We start from the raw sequence: 21,695 nt of genomic DNA, 5'->3' as shown, positions 1-21,695 counted from the left end.
TGCCGTCTTCGCAGGACGAAGCATAATCGTCGTTGACGGCAGTATGGTTGCAGGTCGGAGAAAAAAGGATGCCGACCATGGCCTGAGCATCGCTGTGCGGTCACGCCACCCGATCGAGTGACGCGACGTTGCCGGAATCCTTGTCGGGCCCGCTCAGCGCCTTCACGAACTGGTCGAGCCAGTGGATCACGTCCTCCTCACGGACCGAGGCGAGGAGCTTCTGGTGGCGGCGCTTGCGCTCGGCGAGCGGCATGTCGAGCGCGAGCTTGATCGTCTCGGCCACATGCTCGACCGAGTGCGGGTTGACCAGCAGGGCATCCTTGAGCTGCAGCGCAGAACCCGCGAAGCGCGAGAGGATCAGGACGCCCGGATTCTCGGGATCCTGCGCTGCGATGTACTCCTTGGCGACGAGGTTCATGCCGTCGCGCAGGGGGGTGACGAGGCCGACTTCCGCGGCGCGGTAGAAGCCTGCGAGTTCGGCGCGCGGATAGCCCCGGTTGACGTAGCGGATCGGCACAAAGTCCACGTCGGCATGGGCGCCGTTGATGTGGCCGGTCTTGCGTTCCAGATCCTCGCGGATCTGCTGGTAGCTCGTCACGTCGCCGCGGCTCGGCGGGGCGATCTGGAGCAGGACGGCCTTGCCCGCCATCTCGGGATGGTCTCCTAGGAAGCGGCTGAAGCTCTCGAACCGCTCTCCCAGCCCCTTGGAATAGTCGAGGCGATCGACGCCGATCAGGATCTTGCGGCCGCGCACGCTGGCCTTCAGGCGGTCGTGCGCCTCCTTCGCCTGCGCGCTCGATGCGGCTTCGGTGAACTCGGCGAAGTCGATGCCGATGGGGAAGGCGCGGGCGATGACCTGCCGGCCGTTATATTCGATCGAGTTGTCGAGCCCGATCTTGAGGCCCATTTCCTTCTGCACGTAATGCAGGAAGCTCTCCAGCCACTCGGTCGTCTGGAAGCCGATCACGTCATGCTCCAGCATCGAAGCGACGAGCCGCTCATGGAACGGCAGCGAGGCGAGCAGGCGGGTCGGCGGCCAGGGCGTATGGACGAACAGGCCGATGCGGTTCTTCACGCCCTTGCCGCGCAGGATCGAGGCCAGCGGCAGCAGGTGATAGTCGTGGACCCAGACGAGGTCGTCGGGTTCGATCAGCGGGAACACGGAGTCGGCGAAGCGCTCGTTCACGCGCTCGTACCCCTCGCCGAAGTTGCGGTCGTACTCGGTCAGGTCGATGCGGTAGTGGAACAGCGGCCAGAGCGTGCGGTTGGCGTAGCCGTTGTAGTATTCGTCGACGTCCTGCGGTTCGAGGTCGATCGTCGCCGTCGTCACGCCATTGTTGCGTTGCATGTCGAGGTGGCCGGTGAACTCCGCCGTCTCCTGCCCGGACCAGCCGAACCAGATGCCCCCATGTTCGCGCAGCGCGGAATTGAGCGCCACCGCCAGTCCGCCTTGCGCACCCGCGGCCCCCGCCGCACTGGGCACGCTGACCCGGTTGGAGATGACGATCAATCTGCCCATGACATTTCCTTCGTGGCGCCAATCCCGGCGCCTGCTCGATCGGGGCGTGGCCTCGGCACACGCACGAAAAGGCGGGACACCGATGCCTCTCAGCGCCAGTCCCGCCACGACCGGGACAGCTGCCCGGCACAATTGATGATACCCACTAGCGAATAGGTCTGCGGAAAGTTCCCCCAAAGCTCGCCGGTCTCGAAATCCATATCCTCGGACAGCAGGCCGGAGCGGGTGCGGTGCGCCAGCATCGCTTCGAACAGGCGGCGCGCTTCCTCGTCCTCACCACTGCGGTGGAGGGCCTCGATCAGCCAGAAGGTGCAGATGTTGAAGGCGGTCTCGGGCAGGCCGAAGTCGTCCTCGCTGTCATAGCGCAGCATGTGTTCGCCGCGCCTCAGTGCCTTCTGTACCGCCTTCAGTGTCGCCCGGAATTTCGGGTCGTCCGCCGGGAGATAGCGCAGCTCGACCATCTGGAGCAGGCTGGCGTCGAGCTGCGATCCGCCGAAACTCGCGGCATAGTGGCCACCCGCGTCATGTCCCTCGACCGCATGCCACGCGCCGGCGTCGATGTTGGCGCGCACCGTGTCGGCCCGCTCGCTCCAGAACGTCGCGCGGTCGTGGAGGCCAAGGTATTGCGCGGCATTGGCGAGGCGGTCGCAGGCAGCCCAGCTCATGACGCTGGAATAGGTATGGACGGCCGTGCGGGTGCGCAGTTCCCACAGGCCCGCATCGGGCTTGTCGTGGGTCTTCCACGCCATCTCGCCCACCTGCTCCAGACTGCGGAAATCGTCCTCGTTGGCGATGCGCATGAGGCGCTGGTCGAGGAAGCCCTGGATCGAGGGGAGCACGATCTGGCCGTAGCAGTCGTTCTGGACCTGATAGTAGGCGGCATTGCCGACGCGGACCGGGCCGGTGCTGCGGTAGCCGGGGAGGTCAGCCGCCTCCCACTCGATGATCTCCTTGGCCCCGCTCACCGCGTAGAGCGGCTGGACGACGCCGTCGGGCGCATCGGCGACGATGTTGCGCAGGTAGGCGAGGTACTTCTCCAGCACGTCGAGCGCGCCGAGATGGTTGAGCGCCTGCACAGTGTAGTAGGCGTCGCGGATCCAGCAGTAGCGGTAGTCCCAGTTGCGCTGGCTGCCCGGCGCTTCGGGGATCGAGGTGGTGAGCGCGGCCACGATCGCGCCGGTCTCCTCGTGCTGGCACAGCTTGAGGGTGATCGCGGCGCGGATCACCGCGTCCTGCCAGTCGAGCGGAGTTGCGAGACCGCGCACCCAGAGCCGCCAGTAGTCGCCGGTCTTCTGGATCATCGACTGCAGGTCGTACTCGATATCCCCCGAGAACGGCTCGTCCGGGCCGAGGAAGAAGTGCAGCGGCTTTTCCAGCCGGAACCAGCGTTCGTCGAGCACGTAGCCGACCGGGGCGTCGGTGGTGAGGCGCAGGGTGTTGCGTTCGACGAGGTAGCGGATGTGGTTGGAGCCCTGTGTCGTCGGCGCGAGCTTGGCACCGTAGCCGCTCATTGGTGTCAGGATTGTGCGGATGCGCGGCGCGCCCGCCACCGGGCGCACGATGCGGGCGAAGGCGACCGGGCGGTACATCCGGCCCGACCGCTCGAAGCGGGGGCAGAAGTCGTAGATCTCGACCGCGCCGCCGGTCGCGTCCTCAAGCCGGGTGACGAGGATCGGCGTGTTGCGCAGGTAGTGCTGGCGTGCCGAGACCTGGTTCTCCAGCTCGAAGCGCCATGTCCCCGCGTCCTGCCCGCCATCACCGCGCAGCAGGGCGCAGAAGGTCGGGTCGCCATCGACGCGCGGCACGCAGCCCCAGACGAGCGCTCCGGCCTCGTCGATCAGGCCGCTTACCTGGCAATTGCCGATCGGCCAGAGTTCGAGCGTGGTGGGCGAAGGCGAAGTCATGCGCGGGTCTCCCCTTGGAGGGCGGATTGGAGGGCGGCGTCGAGCCCGGCTTCCAGCCATGCGTGGACGGCGGTCACGTCGGGCAGGCGGTAGGACGCGGCGGTCGGGCGCAGCGGCCCGACCAGTACGCCGTGGCCGTCGAAGTCCCTGACCGCGTGGAAGGCGTCCTCATCGGTCACGTCGTCGCCGAAGAACAGCGGCGTCGCTCCGGCGAAGGCGGGCAGGCCCATGAAGCGGGCGACGGCGCTGCCCTTGTCGGAGCCCGGCATCGCCAGTTCGATCACCTGCTTGCCGTGCTTCATGCCGAGCCCGAAAGTCGAGGCGAGGCTTTCGGCGCATGTCAGCAGCCCCTCCAGCGCCTCGGGATGGCGGCGGTAATGGACGGCGACGCTGAACGGCTTGGGCTCGACCAGCAGGCCGCCGTTGGCCTCGGAAAAATGGCGCAGTTCGGCGACGATCGCGTCAGGCAGCGGCTCGGCGAGCGGTTGGACCGGAGCGTGCGCGGATGGGCGGAACTCGCCGCCATGCGATCCGGCCACGGCGACCTGGAGCGGTCCCAGCAGGGCCTCCAGCGCCGCGATCGAGCGACCCGTCACCACGGCGAGGCGGCCGTCGAGGGCCTCGGACAGCGCGGCGATCAGTTCGGGGAGGCGCGCGGGCACGATCACGTCGTCGGGATGCTCGGCGATATCGACCAGCGTGCCATCGAAATCGAGGAACACGGCGCTGCGCATGTCGACCCCGAGCGCCGGAGGTGATCCCAGTGGGGACGGTGCGGGCGTGTCGGTGCCCCTCTGGCCGCCCGGCTGAGTGCCGTCGCTCGAAATCGTCATCGCTGATCAGTCCTGCATCTGCTTGTGTCCACCCGCAATATCAGGGCGACGGTATGATCCCGGCGCGCGCCCTGTCGCAATTGCGAAGGGCTCAACGAACGGCGCGTCGCAGTGTTCCTTCGCAAAATGGCTCCGTTACGGTGCAGGTAGTTCGCGAAAGCCGCATTGGTATTGCAACGCAGCAAGCAGCGTCTATTACGGGATTCCGTTCTCGCCGCACTCGACCAGCGAAAGATCTTCATGCCCACGATCGTACCGGTGATCCTCTGCGGAGGCAGCGGCACGCGCCTCTGGCCGCGCAGCCGCGCGGCGATGCCCAAGCCGTTCCTGCCGCTGGTCGGCGACAGCACGCTGTTCGAGGCGGCGCTGGGGCGCTGCCCGACCGAGGGCGGCTTCGCGCCGCCGGTGGTGGTGACGGGGCACAAGCACCTCGCCCACGTCGAGGCGCAGCTTGGCGCGGTCGCGGGGGCGCAGGTCATCGTCGAGCCCTCGGCGCGCAACACCGCCGCCGCCATCGCGCTCGCCGCCTGCCGCCTGCCCGAGGATGCGGTGATGCTCGTCTGCCCGAGCGACCACCACATCGGCAATGCCGAGGCTTTCGCCGTCGCCGCCTGTGCTGCCGCCGATCTGGCGGAGCAGGGCTGGCTGGTCTCCTTCGGCATCGAGGCGACGCGGCCCGAGACCGGCTTCGGCTATCTCAAGCGTGGTGAGGCGATCGACGCGACGGGCTTCCGCACCGCGCAGTTCGTCGAGAAGCCGGACCTCGAGCGCGCCAAGGCGTTTCTGGCCGAGGGCATCTATGCCTGGAACGGCGGCATCTTCGCGTTCCGCGTGAAGGATTTCCTCGCCGAACTGTCGGCGCACCGTCCCGAAGTCGCTGCGGGCGTCGCCGAGGCGGTGGCGAAGGGCACGGTGGACGGCCAGCGCTTCCATCCCGACGCGGCGACTTTCGCCGAGGTGCCGAGCGTCTCGGTCGACTACGCGGTGATGGAGAACACGCAGCGCGCGGCGATGGTGCCTGCCGACATGGACTGGTCCGACATCGGCAACTGGCAGGCGCTGCACGAAGCGCTCCACCGCGACGAGCAGGGCAATTCGGTGCGTGGTTCGGGCGAAGTCGAGATGGTCGACTGCCGCAATGTCCTCGTCGACAGCGACGGGCCGCGGGTCTCGGTGATCGGGCTGGAGGATGTCGTGGTTGTCGTCGACGGCGACGACATCATGATCACCACCATCGCCGGGGTACAAAAGGTTGGCAGCCTCTCCGGCGCGAAGAACCAGTGACGCTTATCGCGGTACTTGGCCGCGTCGCGAGATTTCTGTAGGTCGCCCGTCATCATCGGGTCGAATTGATCGGCCACACCTCCGCCAGGCATTCGAAGGACATGGAATGAAGAAGATTGTCGCGTTCGATCTCGACGGTACGCTGGCACTGAGCAAGCAGCCGCTGACCGAAGAAATGGCGGAATTGCTGGCTCAACTGCTCACCGTCGCGCAAGTCGCGGTGATCTCGGGCGGGGACTGGCCGCAGTTCGAAAAGCAGGTGGCGAGCCGCCTGCCCGCCCATGCCGACGTGTCGCGCCTGTGGATGATGCCCACCAGCGGCGCCAAGCTCTATCTGAACCGGGGCGGTGCATGGGAAGCGGTCTACGCCGAACTGTTCACCGACGAGCAGAAGCGCGAGATTCTGGAGGCTTTCGACGCCTCGCTCGCCGCTACCGGCTTCACGCCCGAGGAAACCTGGGGTGAACGGATCGAGGATCGCGGCAGCCAGATCACGTTCTCGGCGCTTGGCCAGCAGGCGCCGCTGGAGGCCAAGGAGCACTGGGATCCGGACTTCGCCAAGCGCAAGGTCATCCAGGCCGACCTCGTGAAGCGGCTTCCCGGCGTTTCCATCAACCTCGGCGGGGCCACTTCGGTGGACGTGACGCAGCCCGGAGTCGACAAGGCCTGGGGTCTGAAGCGGCTTTCGGAGCGCAGCGGCGTGGCCGAGGCGGACATGCTTTTCATTGGCGACGCCATCTTCCCGGGCGGCAACGACTACCCGGCGAAAGCCATGGGGCTCGACACCGTCTGTGTGCGCGATCCGGCCGATACCGCCAATGTCATCACCGCCATCGTCGCCTGCCAGAAGGCCGGATAAGGCGGTACTGAACGGCACCTAGGGCGTACAGAGGCTTACCTGGACGATATCGAGCGGGCATGAAGGACACCTGATGCCCGCTTTCTACCTCACTTTCATCGCCGTGCTGCTCGCCGGGATCGGCGCGCGCGATCAGCTCACCGTCGCGGGCCTCGCGATGGTGCAGGGACGCCGACCGGCAGTGCTGATCGTCGCCGTCCTGAGCAGCATTCTGACCGCTGCGTTTGCGGCGTGGGTGGCGAAGTGGATGCTCGGGCAACTGCCGCCGCCGGCGCGGACGATCTTCGCCGCCATCGCGCTCGGCATGGCGGGGCTCGAGTCGCTGGTGGTGGTGTCCCGAAGAACCCCGCGCGAGCCGACCAATTCGCTCGGCGCGCTGGCACTGGTGCTGCTCGGGCATCAGGTTACGGATGACGTGCGCTTCCTCGTCTTCGGGATGGGCGTCGGCCTTGCCGGACCCTGGCCCGCAGGCGCTGCCGGAGCGCTGGCCGGCGCGATTCTCGTCGCTTTCGCATGGGCTTGCCCGCAGGTGCTCGGCACCGCGGCGGCGCGCTGGACGCGGCGGATCGCGGGGGCCATGCTCCTCCTCGTCGCGATCACGATGTTCCTGAGGCAATTCGCAATTCTCTGATCGCATTTTGCAATAGAACCGGCGCTTCCCATCTGCGTTCTGAGCCCGTAGTTCTGTTCACAACACGACAAACCGCCAGAGAAGAGGGACTCCCGCAATGACTTCCAAGGACAACTCGCAGGCCGCGCTGATCGACAGCCTCAACGGGCTGCTGGCCGACACCTTCGCGCTCTACGTGAAGACCAAGAACTTCCATTGGCACGTCAAGGGCCCGCAGTTCCACGACCTGCACCTGCTGTTCGACGCGCAGGCGACCGAAGTCTTCGCCCTGACCGACCTGATTGCAGAGCGCGTGCGCAAGCTGGGCGGCAAGACGCTGACCTCGATCGGTGCGATCTCGGCCAAGACCTCGATCAAGGACGAGGACGACACCAGCCTCGACGCGATGACGATGGTGAAGGAACTGTTCAACGACAACACTGCCTACGTCGCCACGCTCAAGGCGACCAAGGAACTGGCGGGCGAAGCCGGCGACAACGCCACCGACGGCATCATCGACGACTGGACCGACCAGGCCGAACAGCGCGCCTGGTTCCTGCGCGAGATCATCGCTTAATAGCCCAGCAAGTCGTCATTGCGAGCGAGAGCGAAGCAATCCAACGAGCGTAAACCGCGTGGATTGCTTCGCCGGTTTCACCGCCTCGCAATGACGAAGTGGGGGACAGCGATACACCGGAGTGCTAGGGCGCTCCCATGCTCAACGTCGACATGATCGAAGGCGCGGATGACGCCGCCATCGCCGCCTGGTTCGCCGGGCGCCTGCGCGCCGCGCTGGCGGTTTCGCCCGACATCGCCGTCACCGTACCTGGCGGCTCCACTCCGTTCCCGATCTTCGAGCGGCTCGCCGCCGAAGACCTGCCTTGGCCGCGCATCGCGGTGTGGCCGGGCGACGACCGCATCGTCGCGGAGGATCACCCCGCCAGCAACGTCGGCAAGATCCGCGCGCGGCTGGAGCCGGTGGGCGCGCGCATCGTGCCGCTGGCCGAGGACGCCGCGCCGCCGCACTTCGCCATCGCATGGCTCGGCATGGGCGGCGACGGGCACATCGCCTCGCTGTTCCCCAACACCGACCCGCAGGTGGACGACGCGCTTGCCGTCCGTCGCCTGACGCCCGACCCGCTGCCGCCCGAGGCCCCGTTCGACCGCCTGAGCCTGACCATCCCGGTGCTGCTCGACAGCGACGAAATCGTCTTCGTCATCCGCGGCGCCGACAAGCGCGCGGTGTTCGACGCTGCTGTGCGTGGCGAGCACGACCTGCCCGTCGCCCGCCTGCTGCGCGCGACTCGCGCGAAAGTGACCTGCTTCTGCTGACCCTGCTTCCTGCCCCGCTGCACCGGGCGCTGTACCGGCTCGCCCACGCGATGCGGCGGCAGGTCTGGCGCTTGTGGAAGCCGCCGGTCCACGGCGTGCGCGTGATCGCGCTCGACGAGGCGGGGCGGGTGCTGCTGGTCCGGCACTCCTACGGCTCGGACAAGTGGATGCCACCCGGCGGCGGCTTCAAGGCGCACGAGGATCCGGTGGAGGCCGCCCGCCGCGAACTGCGCGAGGAAACCGGCTGCGCGCTAGCCGGAGCGCGGCTGCTGGCGATCAGCGCCGAAGACTTGCACGGCAGTACCAACAACGTGCGCATCGTGGTGGGCCGAACCGGCGGCGAGCCGCGCATCGACGGGCGCGAGATCGTGGAAGCGGCGTTCTTCGCGCCCGATGCGCTGCCTGCGTATATGCCCCCATGGCTGGGCGAGAAGCTGCGGGGCTGGGTGGCTGAGGCAGAGGGTTAGCCATTGGTTCCGGCATCGAGGAGGAATTTTGGCCTGCGCTTCTCGGCGCGCACGAAACTTCGGACTGTCCGGAATCAGCCTCCATTGCCGAGGTTCAGCTATGGGGGCATCTTCCACGTATGAGGAATCTTTTACCGCTCTGCGTATTGTTGGGTTGCGCCCTATTCGGGTGCAGTAGCGGCGAGAAGGGCGAGCCGACATCATCAGCCATCGCCGCCCCTTTCCGGTTTTCATTTGAAACCAGCTCGATTGATCTGTGCTCGCCCCGAGCGAGCAGCAATGGTTCAGTCTGTCCAGCGAATGGAAAGGGCTGTTGGCTCGTATTCAGTCACGCCGCAAGCGAAGACATTACCCATATCACTGGTTCTGATCGGTTCGAGAGCGAGGGAACCTACTGGGTTAAGGGGAAAGGCCGGTTGAGCCGCGATAGCAACGGGTATGGTCATTTGCGCGAGTACGCCTGCCAAGTGGAGATGACATCGGTCGAGGTATTCTCGAAAGTCTGAAGCTTGGGCTCATTGAACCCTCCGGGCCGTGATGAGCCGTCGTCTTACCCTTCCATCCGCTCGCAGCGTGCCATACCGTAGCCCCATGCGCATCCGCTCCCTCACCCTCGCCGCCCTGCTCCTCCCGCTCGCCGCGCCAAGTTCAGCGCAAGTCGCGCCGGAGCCCACCCGCGTGCTGAGCGCCAAGGCCGCGCAGCGGCTGGCGGCGAACAAGGGGCTGACGCTCCAGTGGATCGACTGGAACACGCGCGGCACCGCCGTGGTGCGGCGCGAGGGCAAGGTGTGGCGGCTGCGCGGGGCGCAGGCCGAGGCGGGCGGGCCGGGGCGGCTGTTTCTCGACGGCACGATCACCGAGATCGGTGCGGACTACTTCACGTTCGAGGGCCGCATCGCCATCACCGACACGCCCGACGCGGGCCGCAAGTGCGACAAGAGCAAGACCTGGCACTTCGCGATCACCCAGAACCGCCGGTACTACCGCCTGCGCGAGTTCGAATGGTGCGATGGCCTGACGGACTACGTCGACATTCATTTCTGAGCGCCCGAGGCTGCCGATCAATCCCGGCAATCCACAGGTAAGCCGTTCACGCGCCTGCACATTCTTGTAGTCCCGCATGTCTGTCGTATGACGGATGACTTGGGGCAAAATTCAGGAATGCGGGGGCAATGCTGAAAACTACGGGAACTTTGACCGGGCGCGGGCGCCCGCGCCCGCGCCGGCGACTGCGCGCGATGCTGGGATCGGCGGCGGCGATGCTGTTCGTTGCGGGCTGCGGCGGCGGGGATTCGGGTGGTGGCGCAACACCGACGCCGACTCCGGTGCCGAGCGCTGCGCCGACACCCAGTCCGTCACCCACGCCGACGCCTTCGGCCTCCTATGCGTCGATCACCGATTTCTCGAAGGATCTGTTCGGGCAGTCGCCGGTTGCCGAAGTGACCTACACCGAAGTCTATGACGTCACCTCGGTCGCGCCGGGGCCCTACTACAAGTACAAGGCGGCATCGTCGCGGCTGCTCGACAGCCCGGGCGCGGGGATATTCACCTGGGATCCCAAGGAGAAGGTGGGTTCGGCGCGGGTGGACGGATATTTCCAGACGTTCCCGGGCACGGTGGAGGAACGGCCGCCATCGTGGAGCTACATGGAATCGGTCCACAATGTCGACGGCGACATGCGCGTGCTGCGCTGGGTGGGCATAAAAGGCAGCGCCTTCGCCACCATCGACCTCGAAGTGCGCCCGCCCTGCACGTATCCCCCGGGCGAGCCGGTGACCTGCACCGGGATCAGGCGCTATGCGCAGGTCGGTGGGCAGACGTTGCCGGGCGAACTGCGGCGGACGGGATCGAGCGCGATCACCGCCACCGTCGTCTACAACATGGCGCGCCCGGAGGTGCCCAGCCAGCCCTCGGGCAGCGCCACGACGACCCTTTCGATCGACTACGCGGCGCGGACGCTGATGGCGCAGTGGACGATCGACGGGCAGGATTTCCTGCTGCAGGGCGATTACCGACCCGATCATAATACCCGCCTCACCGGCACCGTGCGTTCGATCGACGGCAGGTACAGCGGCACGTTCGCGGGCGACTTCTACGGGCCGGGAGCGAAGGTGTTCGGGATCGTGTTCTCGGCACAGGGCGACGGGCGCGGCATGGCGGGGCGGGTCATCGGTCAGGCGCCGTGATGCGGTCGACCTGAACCTGGAATTCCTGAGCAGGAAGGCAAAAGAAAAACCCCGCCCGGTTCGCATCGGGCGGGGTCTTCTGTTTCAGCGCCTCAGGCGCGAACCGGATCAGTTCGCGGCGAGGTTGCGCAGCACGTACTGCAGGATGCCGCCGTTGTTGAAGTACTCGACTTCGTTGGCGGTATCGATGCGGCACAGCGCGGTGAAGGTGAAGGTCGTGCCATCGGCGCGGGTCACTTCGACTTCGACGTCCTGGCGCGGCTTCAGGCTGGCGACACCCTTGATGGTGAAGCTGCAGTCGCCGTTCAGCGCGAGGCTGTGGCGGCTCTCGCCTTCCTTGAACTGGAGCGGAAGCACGCCCATGCCGACCAGGTTCGAGCGGTGGATGCGCTCGAAGCTCTCGACGATGACGGCGCGCACGCCCAGCAGGTTGGTGCCCTTGGCGGCCCAGTCACGCGAGGAGCCGGTGCCGTACTCCTTGCCCGCGACGACGACCATCGGGGTGCCGTTGGCCTTGTGCTTCTGGGCGACGTCGTAGACCGCGCCCACTTCCTCGCCGAAGCGGCTCATGCCGCCCTCGATGCCGGGGACCATCTCGTTGCGGATGCGGATGTTGGCGAAGGTGCCGCGCATCATCACTTCGTGGTGGCCACGGCGCGAGCCGTAGGAGTTGAAGTCCGCCTTGGCGACCTGGTGCTCCATCAGCCACTGGCCGGCGGGGCTGTCGGCCTTGATCGAACCGGCCGGCGAGATGTGGTCGGTGGTGATCGAGTCGCCCAGGATCAGGAGCGGCTTGGCCTCGATGATGTCGGTCACCGGGGCCGGGGTCATCTCCATGCCCTCGAAGTAGGGCGGGTTGGCGACGTAGGTCGAACCGGCGCGCCACGAGTAGGTTTCCGAACCGACGACGTTGATCGCCTGCCAGTGCTTGTCGCCCTTGTAGACGTCGGCATAGCGGGCCTGGAACATCGGACGGTCCATGCACGAATTCATGGTGTCGTTGACTTCGAGGTTGGTCGGCCAGATGTCCTTGAGGAACACGTCGTTGCCGTCCTTGCTGACGCCGATCGGGGTGGTGGTGAAGTCTTCCACCACGGTGCCCTTCAGAGCGTAGGCGACGACCAGCGGCGGCGAGGCCAGGAAGTTGGCGCGCACGTCAGGCGAGACGCGGCCCTCGAAGTTGCGGTTGCCCGAGATGACGGCGCTGGCGACGAGGCCGTTCTCGTTGATCGCCTTGCTGATCGGCTCCGCGAGCGGGCCCGAGTTGCCGATGCAGGTCGTGCAGCCGTAGCCGACGAGGTTGAAGCCGATGTTGTCGAGGTGCGACTGCAGGCCGGCCTTGTTCAGGTAGTCGGTGACGACCTGCGAGCCGGGAGCGAGCGAGGTCTTGACCCAGGGCTTGGGCTTGAGGCCCAGCTCGTCGGCCTTCTTGGCGACGAGGCCGGCGGCGACCAGCACGCTCGGGTTCGAGGTGTTGGTGCAGCTGGTGATGGCCGCGATCATGACGTCGCCGTCACCGATGTCGAAGTCCTTGCCTTCGACCGGAACGCGGGCCGGGGTCTTCTTGTAGGTCGCGGCCATGTCGGCGTTGAACACGTCGTCGACTTCCGGAAGCGCGACCCAGTCCTGCGGGCGCTTGGGACCGGCGAGCGAGGGCACGACGGTCGCCATGTCCAGCTCCAGCGTGCTGGAGAAGATCGGGTCGGCGGCGTTCGCCTCGATCCAGAAGCCCTGCTCCTTGGCGTAGGCTTCGACGAGGGCGATCTGGTCTTCCTCGCGGCCGGTGAGGCGCAGGTAGTCGAGCGTCTTGTCGTCGATGCCGAAGAAGCCGCAGGTCGCGCCGTATTCCGGGGCCATGTTGGCGAGCGTCGCGCGGTCGGCCAGCGACAGCGAGGCGAGGCCGGGGCCGAAGTACTCGACGAAGCGGCCGACGACGCCGTGCTTGCGCAGCATCGAGGTGCAGGTGAGCACGAGGTCGGTCGCGGTCACGCCTTCCTGCAGTTCACCGACCAGCTTGAAGCCGACGACTTCGGGGATGAGCATCGAGACCGGCTGGCCGAGCATCGCGGCTTCCGCCTCGATGCCGCCGACGCCCCAGCCCAGCACGCCCAGGCCGTTCACCATGGTGGTGTGGCTGTCGGTGCCGACGCAGGTGTCGGGGTAGGCGACCAGCTTGCCGTCCTGGTCTTCGCTCGACCACACGGCCTTGGCGATGTTCTCGAGGTTGACCTGGTGGCAGATGCCGGTGCCCGGGGGCACGGCGTAGAAGTTCGCCAGCGACTTGGAACCCCACTTGAGGAAGTCGTAGCGCTCCATGTTGCGCTGGTATTCGATCTCGACGTTCTCTTCGAACGCCTTGGGGTGGCCGAACTCGTCGACCATGACCGAGTGGTCGATGACCAGGTTCACGGGGACCAGCGGGTTGATCTTGCTGGTGTCGCCGCCGAGCTTGGCGATCGCGTCACGCATCGCGGCAAGATCGACCACGCAGGGCACGCCGGTGAAGTCCTGCAGGAGAACGCGGGCCGGGCGGTACTGGATTTCCTCGCCGGTGGTGGGGTTCTTCTGCCAGTCGACGACCGCCTGGATGTGGTCGGTCGAAACGGTGAAACCGCCGTCCTCGAAGCGCAGCAGGTTCTCGAGAAGCACCTTCATCGAGAAAGGCAGGCGGGAAATGTCGCCCAGCTTCTCCGAAGCCTTCTTGAGCGAGTAGTAGGCGACGTCCTTGCCGCCGACGGTCATGGTGCTGCGAGTGCCGAGCGAGTCCTGTCCGACCTGAGTCATCTGGGCTTTATCCCCTTCTGTGTGATGCCTGCGCGGCTGCCTCGCGGCGCTCCTTTACCGTGTTGCAGTGCGACAGGCGGATTCGTCGCGCCGCCGATGCGCGCTTGGGGGCCAGTCGTCAAGGGGCAGAAGGTCCAGCTTAGGTGTCGTTTTGTGTCGTGCGGGTGCCAATCCAGCAACCGACGACGATCAGCGCGGCCCCGGCGACGACACCGAGCCCCAGATGCTCGCCGAACACCAGCCATCCCATCAGCGCGGCCCACAGGAATCCGGTGTACTCCACCGGCACCAGAACCTGCGCTTCCGCGCGCGCATAGCCCCATGAGAGGAACAGCAGCGCGATCGTCGCCAGCACCGCGCCGAGCGCCGTCCAGCCGAGGGTCACGACATCGGGCGCGGTCCAGTAGAACGGCGCGAACAGGGCGAACAGGATCGAGACGTTGAGGTTCTGGAACAGCGCGATCTCCACCGGTCCCGCCAGCAGTGCCTGCCGGCGCTGCATCACGAGGTTGAGCGCGTAGAACACGGCGGAAAGCACGATGGCGATCGTGCCCTCTATCGCCTCGGCTCCGTATTCTCCGGCCCCGAAGCGGTCCGCGCCGATCACCACCATGCCGACGAGGCCGAGCAGGGCGGCGAGGATCGCACGCGGGCGGATCGTCTCGCCCAGCATCAGCGCGGCGAAGTAGAGCGCGATGATCGGCGCGAAGAACGAGATCGCCATGCCCTCGGCCATCGGGATGCGCACGAGCCCGTGGAAGAACAGCGCCGCCATCACCGCGGTCACGCAGGAGCGCTGGAAATGGAACGTCGCGACCTTGCGGCTGGGCAGCGGGCGACCCTTCGCCAGCCACAGCGGGATCGTCAGCAGCGTGCCGATCACGTTGCGCAGCAGCAGCGCCGTGCCCACGCCCACCGCGATCGAGGCGGCCTTCATCGCCGCGTCCATCACGCTGAACGCGGCGATCCCCGCAACGACCGCGAGGACGGGCATCAGCGTGGAGACGGGGCCGGTGTTGGTGCCGGTGCTGGTGTCAGTGGAGGGGGCATGCATGACGCGCTGCGTCTCGCCCCATGCAAGTTTGTACGCAAGCAATTCATCGCGGGGACAGGTCGCATCCTTGAAGAAAGGCGCGTAAACGGGCACATCTGTGCAGTGCGGCAGGCAACCTTCGGGGGGCGTGGCGCTTCATCCCCCAGGTTTCCAAGTCGGGCAGGTTTCAAGGCAATATGGCGAGTTTCAAGCGGTTCGGTTCCGGTGTCGTTTCGGCGCTGACGCTTCTGGCTGTCGGCGTTCAGCCGGTTCAGGCGCAGAATACCGGCACAGCGACCGACAAGGCTGCCCAGAAGGCGGCTGACAAGGCTGCGAAGAAGGCGCCTAAGATCAAGACGGACATGCCTGAGGATCTGCTGCCGCCGACCGCCCGCACGGCTCAGTCGGTTGCCCAGCCGGTCGCGAAGCCCACGTCGCAGCCGAGCGCCCGCCCCACGACCGCCGCGACAGGCGTTCCTGCCCCCACCGCCACGCCTTCGCCGGTTCCGGTGCAGGCGCCGACGATCTCCTCGCCGGTGGTGCAGGAAGTGGTCATCACCGAGCCGGTGATGCCCTGGACCCTTTCGGACGCGCAGGCGCTGCTCAACACCATCGGCTACATCGGCAAGGAAGGCCTGATCCCCGCCGATTACCAGCCCGGCGCGCTCAAGGCGGCGATCGCCAAGGGCGAGGGCGATGCGCTGGATTCGCTCGCCAGCCGCGTCTTCGCCTGGCTGATCGAGGATCTGCGCGACGGTCGCACGCCGATGCCCGCGCGCGTCCAGTGGTTCGCGGTCGACCCCGACCAGGATGCCATGCCCACGCAGCAGATCATGGCGCAGGCGCTGTCCGACCATGACGTGCCCGGCGTGGTGGCGAAGCTCGCCCCGACCAACCCGGACTATGCCGCGCTCAAGACCGAGCTGAACGCGACGCCGATGGCGAACAAGGAGCGTCGCGCGCTGATCCAGGCCAACATGGACCGCTGGCGTTGGCTCGCCCGCGATCTCGGCACGGTCTACCTGATGACCAACGTGCCCGAGTTCCAGCTGCGCCTCGTCGTCAAGAACAAGATCCTGCGCACCTACAAGACCGTGGTGGGCAAGCCGGGCCGCACCGCGACCCCGCAGCTGGCCGAGACGGTCAGCGCGGTCGTGTTCAACCCGACCTGGACGGTGCCGCAGTCGATCGTCAAGGGTGAGGGCCTCGGCGCCAAGGTGCTCGGCAACCCGAAGTGGGCCGCCAACAACGGCTACAAGGGCTACAAGAACGCCGACGGCACGATCACCGTCGTTCAGCAGCCGGGACCGAACAACGCGCTCGGCCTGATGAAGATCGACATGCCCAACCCGCACGCGATCTACCTGCACGACACGCCCGCCAAGTCCTACTTCAACTCCGACGTGCGCGCCTTCAGCCATGGCTGCATCCGCACCGAGCGCGCGGTGGAGCTGGGCATGACGATGGCGATCCTCGGCGCGCAGATGCCCTCGACCGAAGCCGCCGAACTGTCGCGCGCGGGCGAGTACAAGAAGGTGCAGATGACGCGGACCTTCCCGGTCTACCTCACCTACTTCACCTTCGCCCGCTCGATCGACGGCACGCTGCAGTCCTTCGGCGACATCTACGGCCGCGATACGCCGGTGCTCGCCAGCTTCAAGGCCGCGCGCCAGCTCAAGACCACCCAGCGCGCCAGCGACGAGGCGATCATACAGCTGGATAATCCGCTCTAAGGGCTGCGCTAAGCGTAGCGCCCCGACGGTAACGTCGTCCCGGACTTGATCCGGGACCGCGGGCGGTCTTTAGGTGACGGCTCCCGGCAAGGAGCCCCCGCGATGACCGCAACAGACCCCGACCGCATAGACGAGGCTACCGCGCGCATCGTCGATCTGGAGGCCGAACTGGAAGCCTCCGGCACCACCACGCGCGAGGAGCAGGCGCTCGCCCGCGCCCGCGCGGTGCTCCACGAATGGGTGGACAGCGTCTCCGCCGTGGTGGCGACGCCGGGTGTGGGCCGGGTCGTGCTGATCCACGCGAACGGCACGGAGTCGCGCATCGCCTCCCCCGAACTGCCGTTCCTGCTGGCCGTGCCAGTGAGCTTCGGGGGCGACGACACGACCTGAATCCGCAACATTTGCGTCACTCGCGCCTTGTAATCCCTGACGAGCGAGGCCGAGGGACGACGAGCGCATGGATCAGGCCACGGCCTCCGAAGACCGGGACGGCACCGAAACCACGCTGCAGTGGCGCATCCTGATCGGCTTCGTGCTCGGCCTCGGCTGCGGCCTCCTCGCCTATACTTTCGCGCGCGATGCGGGCTGGGTCGCCACCCTGATCGAATACGTGACGATGCCGGTGGGACAGATCTTCCTGCGCCTGCTGTTCATGCTGGTGCTGCCGCTGCTGTTCTCGGCCCTCGTCATCGGCATCGCGGAAATGGGCGAGATCCGGGCCCTGCGCAAGGTCGGCGTGGCGACGCTGATCTACACGGTGATCGTCTCGGGCATCGCCGTCGCCATCAGCCTCGTCGCGGTGAACCTGCTGCGCCCCGGCGACGGCGTGGACCGCGACGCCGCGCGCGAGCTTCTGAGCAAGAGCGCGGATTCGGCGGGAAGCATCCTCCAGACCTCGAAGGAGGCCGTCTCGGGCGTCGATGCGGTGCTGGCGCTGGTCCCCTCCAACGTCATCACCGCCATGAGCGAGAACGACATCCTCGCCGTCATGTTCTTTGCGCTGTTCTTCGGCATCGGCCTGCTGCTGGTGTCGAGCGCGCGCACCGAAACGCTCAAGGAGGCGATCGAGGGCGTGTTCGAGGTGTCGATGAAGCTGATCGGCATCGTCATCAGGCTCGCCCCGATCGCGATCTTCTGCTTCATGTTCAACCTGTCCGCGCAGTTCGGCTGGGATCTGCTGGGCAAGCTCGCCGCCTTCGTGGGCGTGGTGCTGCTGGCGCTCGGCCTGCAGATGTTCGGCGTCTATCCGCTGCTCCTCGCCTTCGTCGCCCGCCGCAGCCCCTTGAAGTTCTTGCGCCAGACGCGCGAGGTGAGCGTGCTGGCCTTCTCTACCGCCAGCTCCAACGCCACGCTGCCGACCTCGCTGCGCGTCGCCGACGAGCAGTTGCGCCTGCCGCGCCGCGTGGCGCGCTTCGTCCTCACCATCGGTGCCACCGCCAACCAGAACGGCACCGCCATGTTCGAGGGCGTGACGGTGCTGTTCCTTGCCCAGTTCTTCGGGGTGGAGTTGAGCCTCGGCCAGCAGCTCTACGTGATGCTGATCTGCATCCTCGCCGGGATCGGCACGGCGGGCGTGCCCGCGGGATCGCTGCCGGTCGTGGCGCTCATCATGGGCAGCGTCGGCGTGCCGCCCGAGGGGATCGGCCTCATCATCGGCGTCGACCGCTTCCTCGACATGTGCCGCACGACGCTCAACGTCATCGGCGACCTCGTCTGCGCGACGGTGATCTCCGCCGTCAGCGCCCCGGACGAGGCGCGGGCGGGGTAGGGCAGCTTCCCTTCGTCATTGCGAGCGCAGCGAAGCAATCCCACGCCGTGGGCCGACGGTGGATTGCTTCGCTGCGCTCGCAATGACGGAGAGGTTCAGTGCCGGCGGATCACTTCGAGGAAGGCGTCGCCGTAAGCCTCCAGCTTGCGCGTGCCGACGCCGCCGATGCGGCCGAGTTCGGCCAGCGAGGCGGGGCGCATGTTGGCCATGTCGCGCAAGGTGGAATCGTGGAAGATGACGTAAGGCGGCACCCCCGATTCCTTCGCGAGATCGCGGCGCAGTTCGCGCAGCGCCTCGAACAGCGGGTTGCCGACCGGGTTGGCGCCCGCATCCCCTCCGCGCCCGCGACGCTGGCGCTCCGGCTTGGGCGGGATGACGATGGCGACCGCCGCCTCGCCCTTCAGGATCGCGCGCGCATCGCCGCCCAGCGCGAGGCCGCCGTGCTCGGTCGACGTCAGGCTGCCGCGCGCCTGCAGCGCCCGTGCGAGCGCCTTGAGCAGCGGCTTCTCGTCGTCCGTCAGGATGCCGAAGACTGAAAGCTGGTCATGCCCGCGCTGGAGCACGCGGTCGTCCGACACGCCGGTCAGCACCTTCTCCAGATGGCCCAGGCCATAAGTCTGCCCGGTGCGGAACACCGCCGAGAGCAGCTTGCGCGCCAGTTCTGTCACGTCGACCACGCCCACGGGTTCGAGGCAGTTGTCGCAGTTCCCGCAGGTCTGCGCGGGCGTCTCGCCGAAGTGACGCAGCAGCACGGCGCGGCGGCATTCCGCCGTCTCCACCAGCCCGGCCAGCGAATCGAGGCGCTGGCGCTCGCTCTGCTGGCGGTGCGGCTCGATCTCCGACAGGCGCTGGCGGGCGCGGGCGAAGTCGTCGGCGCCCCATAGCATCACCGCGACGGAAGGATCGCCGTCGCGCCCGGCGCGGCCGGTTTCCTGATAGTAGGCCTCGATCGACTTGGGGATGCCCGCATGCGCAACGAAGCGCACGTCGGGCTTGTCGATGCCCATGCCGAAGGCGACCGTCGCGACCATCACCATGTCTTCGGAAGCGACGAAGGCGGCCTGGTTGCGCGCGCGCACGTCGGGGTCGAGGCCAGCGTGATAGGGCAGCACGCGCCGTCCGGTCGCGGCGGCGAGGCTCTCGGCCAGCTGCTCCACGCGGGCGCGGGTGGGGGCGTAGACGATGCCGGGGCCGGGGTTCTCGTCGACGATGGCCTTGATCTGGCGGCCGACGTTCTCGCGCGGGCGGATGGTGTAGCGGATGTTCGGCCGGTCGAACCCGGCGACGATCAGGCCCTCGTCCGGGATGCCGAGCTGGGCGAGGATGTCGGCACGGGTGTGGTGGTCCGCCGTCGCCGTCAGCGCGAGGCGCGGGACGTTGGGGAAGGCGTCGAGCAGCGGGCGCAGTAGGCGGTAGTCGGGGCGGAAATCGTGCCCCCACTCGGAGACGCAATGCGCCTCGTCGATGGCGAACAGTCCGATCCGCGCGGATTGCAGCAGTTCGCGGAAGTGCGGCTGGCTGGCGCGCTCGGGCGCGATGTAGAGCAGGTCCAGCTCGCCGGCGCGGAAGGCGTCCATCGTCGCGCCGCGATCGGTGTCGGCGCTGGTCAGCGTGGCCGCGCGGATGCCGTTGGCGCGGGCCGAGCGCAACTGGTCGTGCATGAGCGCGATCAGGGGGGAGACGACCACGCAGGTGCCCTGCAGCAGCACGGCGGGCAGCTGGTATGTCAGCGACTTGCCCGCGCCGGTCGGCATGATCGCCAGCGTCGAGCGGCCATGCAGCACGCGGTCGACCACCTGGTCCTGCACGCCGCGGAAACCGGAGAAGCCGAAGACGTCGTGCAGCGCCTTCGCCACCTCTTCCTCGCCGGGCGGAGGGGCAGGCGTCCAGTCCACGTCGGGGGCGTGGATGTCCATCATGTCGGCGTCGGGTTCGCCGTAGAAGGTCGTCTCGAAAGGCCAGTCGTCGTCGTTCACGGCGGCGATTATGGCAGAGGCGGCACCCGGGGGGAAACCCTCGGCGGGCAGGTTTCCTCCGTTTCGGTAGGCAAACCCGCGTAGAACCGGCGCATTCTTCCTCTTGTCCGCTCTATCGCGCGGGCGCATGATCGCCTCATCGGCAAGGGCGGGAGGGCACCTTGAAGTATCCCAAGCTGGTGTTCGACTGGGGGCGGCATCGCGAGCTGGCTGTAAATGTCTGGCATGCACAGATGGCAGGGCACCCGAAACTCCTGACCTATGCTGGGCCGGATCCGAAGCTGCGCAAGGCCACCCGGGCAGACGCACTCCATTTCGAGCATGGCGGGCAGCGCTACGAGATACCGCATGTGCTGAGCCGGGACGAATATCCGTTCGCCTGCACGCTGGAAGGCGGCGGAGCCAGTTGGGTCGGCCACATCCCAGGGCGGGAGAACAGCGCGCAAGGAGGCCTGATTGCCGGGTTCCTGTCTCGCTACGGCATCGTGGCGGGCAACGGGGAACAGTCGAAGTTCCTCGTCGTCGTGACGGGTCACCCCGACGGCGATGTCACCAACCCGTGCCTGCCAGCATGCAAGGGATGCGAGCATGGATGCCGCTTCACCCAGAACGGCAAGGCGCTGACCTAGCTATCGAGCGCCGCCGCAGGGTTCTACGTCCAAAGCTCCGGGTGCCGCAGCAGCAGCGCTTGCGCGAGGATCAGCGTCTTGGCGTCGGTCAGTTCGCCCGATAGCGCCATGGCGCGCAGGGCGTCGAGGCCGATCTCGTGGACGGTGATGTTCTCGTCCTCGTCATGCGCGCCTCCGCCTTCGCCCACGCGGTCGTCATGCGCGTATTGCGCAAGGTAGAGCTGCACGCGCTCGGTGGAGACGGGGCAGAGCGACCACATGTTGGTGATCGGCTCCAGCGCCTCGATCCGGAGGCCGCCTTCCTCGAAGGCTTCCTCGACGATGCGCGCTTCGGGCGAGGCGCCGTCGAGATTGCCTGCGATGGCCTCCAGCAGCGGCGGCGCGCCAGCGGCGAGCACGCCCGCGCGCGGCTGGTCGATCAGCATGCACAGCCGCCGCGCCGGGTCGTAGGGCAGCACCGCCACCGCCGAGCCGTTGTCGAGCAGGTGCCGCTCCACCCGCTTGCCGTCGGGCATCTCCACTTCGAGGCGGGAGAACTTGTACCACCCGTCATAGACGAGGGTGCGCCCGGTGATGCGTGCGGTGGTCATGGCCGCAGGGTTATCGGGCGCCGGCCATGTTGCAAGTGCGAAATGATCCTCCCCGGCACGGGGAGGGGGACCACCGCAAGGTGGTGGAGGGGCACCATCGTGGTTGCCGGACCTTGCTGCGCGCACTTGTGAGAGGCACTGCCCTGCAAGGGCACGCGATCCAGCGCGTGCCCCTCCACCATCCTTCG

At 67.2% G+C, this 21,695-nt stretch carries 19 protein-coding genes; 12 read left to right on the top strand and 7 right to left on the bottom strand.

The features are described 5' to 3' along the window. Positions 1 to 100: 100 nt before the first annotated feature. The 3 genes from otsA to otsB all read right to left on the bottom strand — a co-directional run bounded on the left by otsA (position 101) and on the right by otsB (position 4,256). A complete protein-coding gene (otsA, locus tag LO787_RS06450; protein ID WP_232495026.1) occupies positions 101 to 1,519 on the bottom strand; it encodes an alpha,alpha-trehalose-phosphate synthase (UDP-forming) in 1,419 nt (472 codons plus the stop codon). Between the two features lie 89 nt (positions 1,520 to 1,608). After that, positions 1,609 to 3,423, bottom strand: a complete 1,815-nt coding sequence (locus LO787_RS06445) for a glycoside hydrolase family 15 protein (protein WP_232495025.1) — start codon at positions 3,421 to 3,423, stop codon at positions 1,609 to 1,611. After that, a complete protein-coding gene (otsB, locus tag LO787_RS06440) occupies positions 3,420 to 4,256 on the bottom strand; it encodes a trehalose-phosphatase (RefSeq protein WP_232495024.1) in 837 nt (278 codons plus the stop codon). The genes LO787_RS06445 and otsB overlap by 4 nt, the downstream gene beginning before the upstream one ends. Before the next feature lie 240 nt (positions 4,257 to 4,496). On the opposite strand from otsB, the gene LO787_RS06435 reads away from it, so the two are divergent. The 8 genes from LO787_RS06435 to LO787_RS06400 all read left to right on the top strand — a co-directional run bounded on the left by LO787_RS06435 (position 4,497) and on the right by LO787_RS06400 (position 10,994). Continuing rightward, positions 4,497 to 5,540, top strand: coding sequence for a mannose-1-phosphate guanylyltransferase (locus LO787_RS06435; RefSeq protein WP_232495023.1), 1,044 nt, complete (start codon positions 4,497 to 4,499; stop codon positions 5,538 to 5,540). 106 nt (positions 5,541 to 5,646) lie between these two features. Beyond that, entirely contained in the window at positions 5,647 to 6,399 is a 753-nt protein-coding gene (locus LO787_RS06430; protein WP_232495022.1) for an HAD-IIB family hydrolase, read from the top strand. A 73-nt stretch (positions 6,400 to 6,472) separates the two neighbouring features. Then, positions 6,473 to 7,030, top strand: a complete 558-nt coding sequence (locus LO787_RS06425; RefSeq protein WP_232495021.1) for a TMEM165/GDT1 family protein — start codon at positions 6,473 to 6,475, stop codon at positions 7,028 to 7,030. Positions 7,031 to 7,127: 97 nt separating this feature from the next. Then, complete coding sequence (locus tag LO787_RS06420; RefSeq protein WP_232495020.1) at positions 7,128 to 7,586, top strand: Dps family protein; 459 nt, start codon at positions 7,128 to 7,130, stop codon at positions 7,584 to 7,586. Positions 7,587 to 7,723: 137 nt separating this feature from the next. Further along, positions 7,724 to 8,341: a 6-phosphogluconolactonase gene (locus LO787_RS06415; protein WP_232495019.1), complete on the top strand. Its 618-nt coding sequence runs from the start codon at positions 7,724 to 7,726 to the stop codon at positions 8,339 to 8,341. 50 nt (positions 8,342 to 8,391) lie between these two features. Then, entirely contained in the window at positions 8,392 to 8,808 is a 417-nt protein-coding gene (locus LO787_RS06410) for an NUDIX domain-containing protein (RefSeq protein WP_232495018.1), read from the top strand. Between the two features lie 591 nt (positions 8,809 to 9,399). Beyond that, a complete protein-coding gene (locus tag LO787_RS06405; RefSeq protein WP_232495017.1) occupies positions 9,400 to 9,852 on the top strand; it encodes a hypothetical protein in 453 nt (150 codons plus the stop codon). A 128-nt stretch (positions 9,853 to 9,980) separates the two neighbouring features. Next, positions 9,981 to 10,994, top strand: a complete 1,014-nt coding sequence (locus LO787_RS06400) for a hypothetical protein (RefSeq protein WP_232495016.1) — start codon at positions 9,981 to 9,983, stop codon at positions 10,992 to 10,994. Positions 10,995 to 11,102: 108 nt separating this feature from the next. On the opposite strand, the gene acnA is transcribed toward LO787_RS06400, so the two are convergent. Beyond that, positions 11,103 to 13,778 carry an aconitate hydratase AcnA gene (acnA, locus tag LO787_RS06395; protein ID WP_232495015.1) on the bottom strand — a complete coding sequence of 892 codons (2,676 nt, stop codon included), beginning with the start codon at positions 13,776 to 13,778 and terminating at the stop codon, positions 11,103 to 11,105. A 139-nt stretch (positions 13,779 to 13,917) separates the two neighbouring features. Then, complete coding sequence (locus LO787_RS06390) at positions 13,918 to 14,832, bottom strand: DMT family transporter (protein ID WP_232495014.1); 915 nt, start codon at positions 14,830 to 14,832, stop codon at positions 13,918 to 13,920. Between the two features lie 176 nt (positions 14,833 to 15,008). Between LO787_RS06390 and LO787_RS06385 the strand changes: the two genes are divergently transcribed. The 3 genes from LO787_RS06385 (at position 15,009) to LO787_RS06375 (ending at position 18,312) form a co-directional block, all read left to right on the top strand. After that, positions 15,009 to 16,544, top strand: coding sequence for a L,D-transpeptidase family protein (locus LO787_RS06385; protein WP_232495013.1), 1,536 nt, complete (start codon positions 15,009 to 15,011; stop codon positions 16,542 to 16,544). 102 nt (positions 16,545 to 16,646) lie between these two features. Then, complete coding sequence (locus LO787_RS06380) at positions 16,647 to 16,934, top strand: hypothetical protein (RefSeq protein WP_232495012.1); 288 nt, start codon at positions 16,647 to 16,649, stop codon at positions 16,932 to 16,934. Positions 16,935 to 17,001: 67 nt separating this feature from the next. Then, positions 17,002 to 18,312, top strand: a complete 1,311-nt coding sequence (locus LO787_RS06375; protein WP_232495011.1) for a dicarboxylate/amino acid:cation symporter — start codon at positions 17,002 to 17,004, stop codon at positions 18,310 to 18,312. A gap of 95 nt (positions 18,313 to 18,407) precedes the next feature. On the opposite strand, the gene recQ is transcribed toward LO787_RS06375, so the two are convergent. Then, positions 18,408 to 20,288 (bottom strand): DNA helicase RecQ, encoded by a 1,881-nt coding sequence (gene recQ / locus LO787_RS06370; RefSeq protein WP_232495010.1) that lies wholly within the window; start codon positions 20,286 to 20,288, stop codon positions 18,408 to 18,410. 161 nt (positions 20,289 to 20,449) lie between these two features. Here recQ and LO787_RS06365 point away from each other — a divergent pair, with 161 nt between their 5' ends. Continuing rightward, positions 20,450 to 20,917, top strand: coding sequence for a NucA/NucB deoxyribonuclease domain-containing protein (locus LO787_RS06365; RefSeq protein WP_232495009.1), 468 nt, complete (start codon positions 20,450 to 20,452; stop codon positions 20,915 to 20,917). Positions 20,918 to 20,940: 23 nt separating this feature from the next. Here LO787_RS06365 and LO787_RS06360 read toward each other — a convergent pair whose 3' ends face one another. After that, positions 20,941 to 21,507, bottom strand: coding sequence for an NUDIX hydrolase (locus LO787_RS06360; protein ID WP_232495008.1), 567 nt, complete (start codon positions 21,505 to 21,507; stop codon positions 20,941 to 20,943). Between the last annotated feature and the right edge of the window lie 188 nt (positions 21,508 to 21,695).

The organism is Novosphingobium kaempferiae, from assembly GCF_021227995.1.
Taxonomy (GTDB): Bacteria; Pseudomonadota; Alphaproteobacteria; order Sphingomonadales; family Sphingomonadaceae; genus Novosphingobium; species Novosphingobium kaempferiae.
Note: the sequence above shows the minus strand (reverse complement) of the source record. Positions and strands in the feature narration are given on the sequence as shown.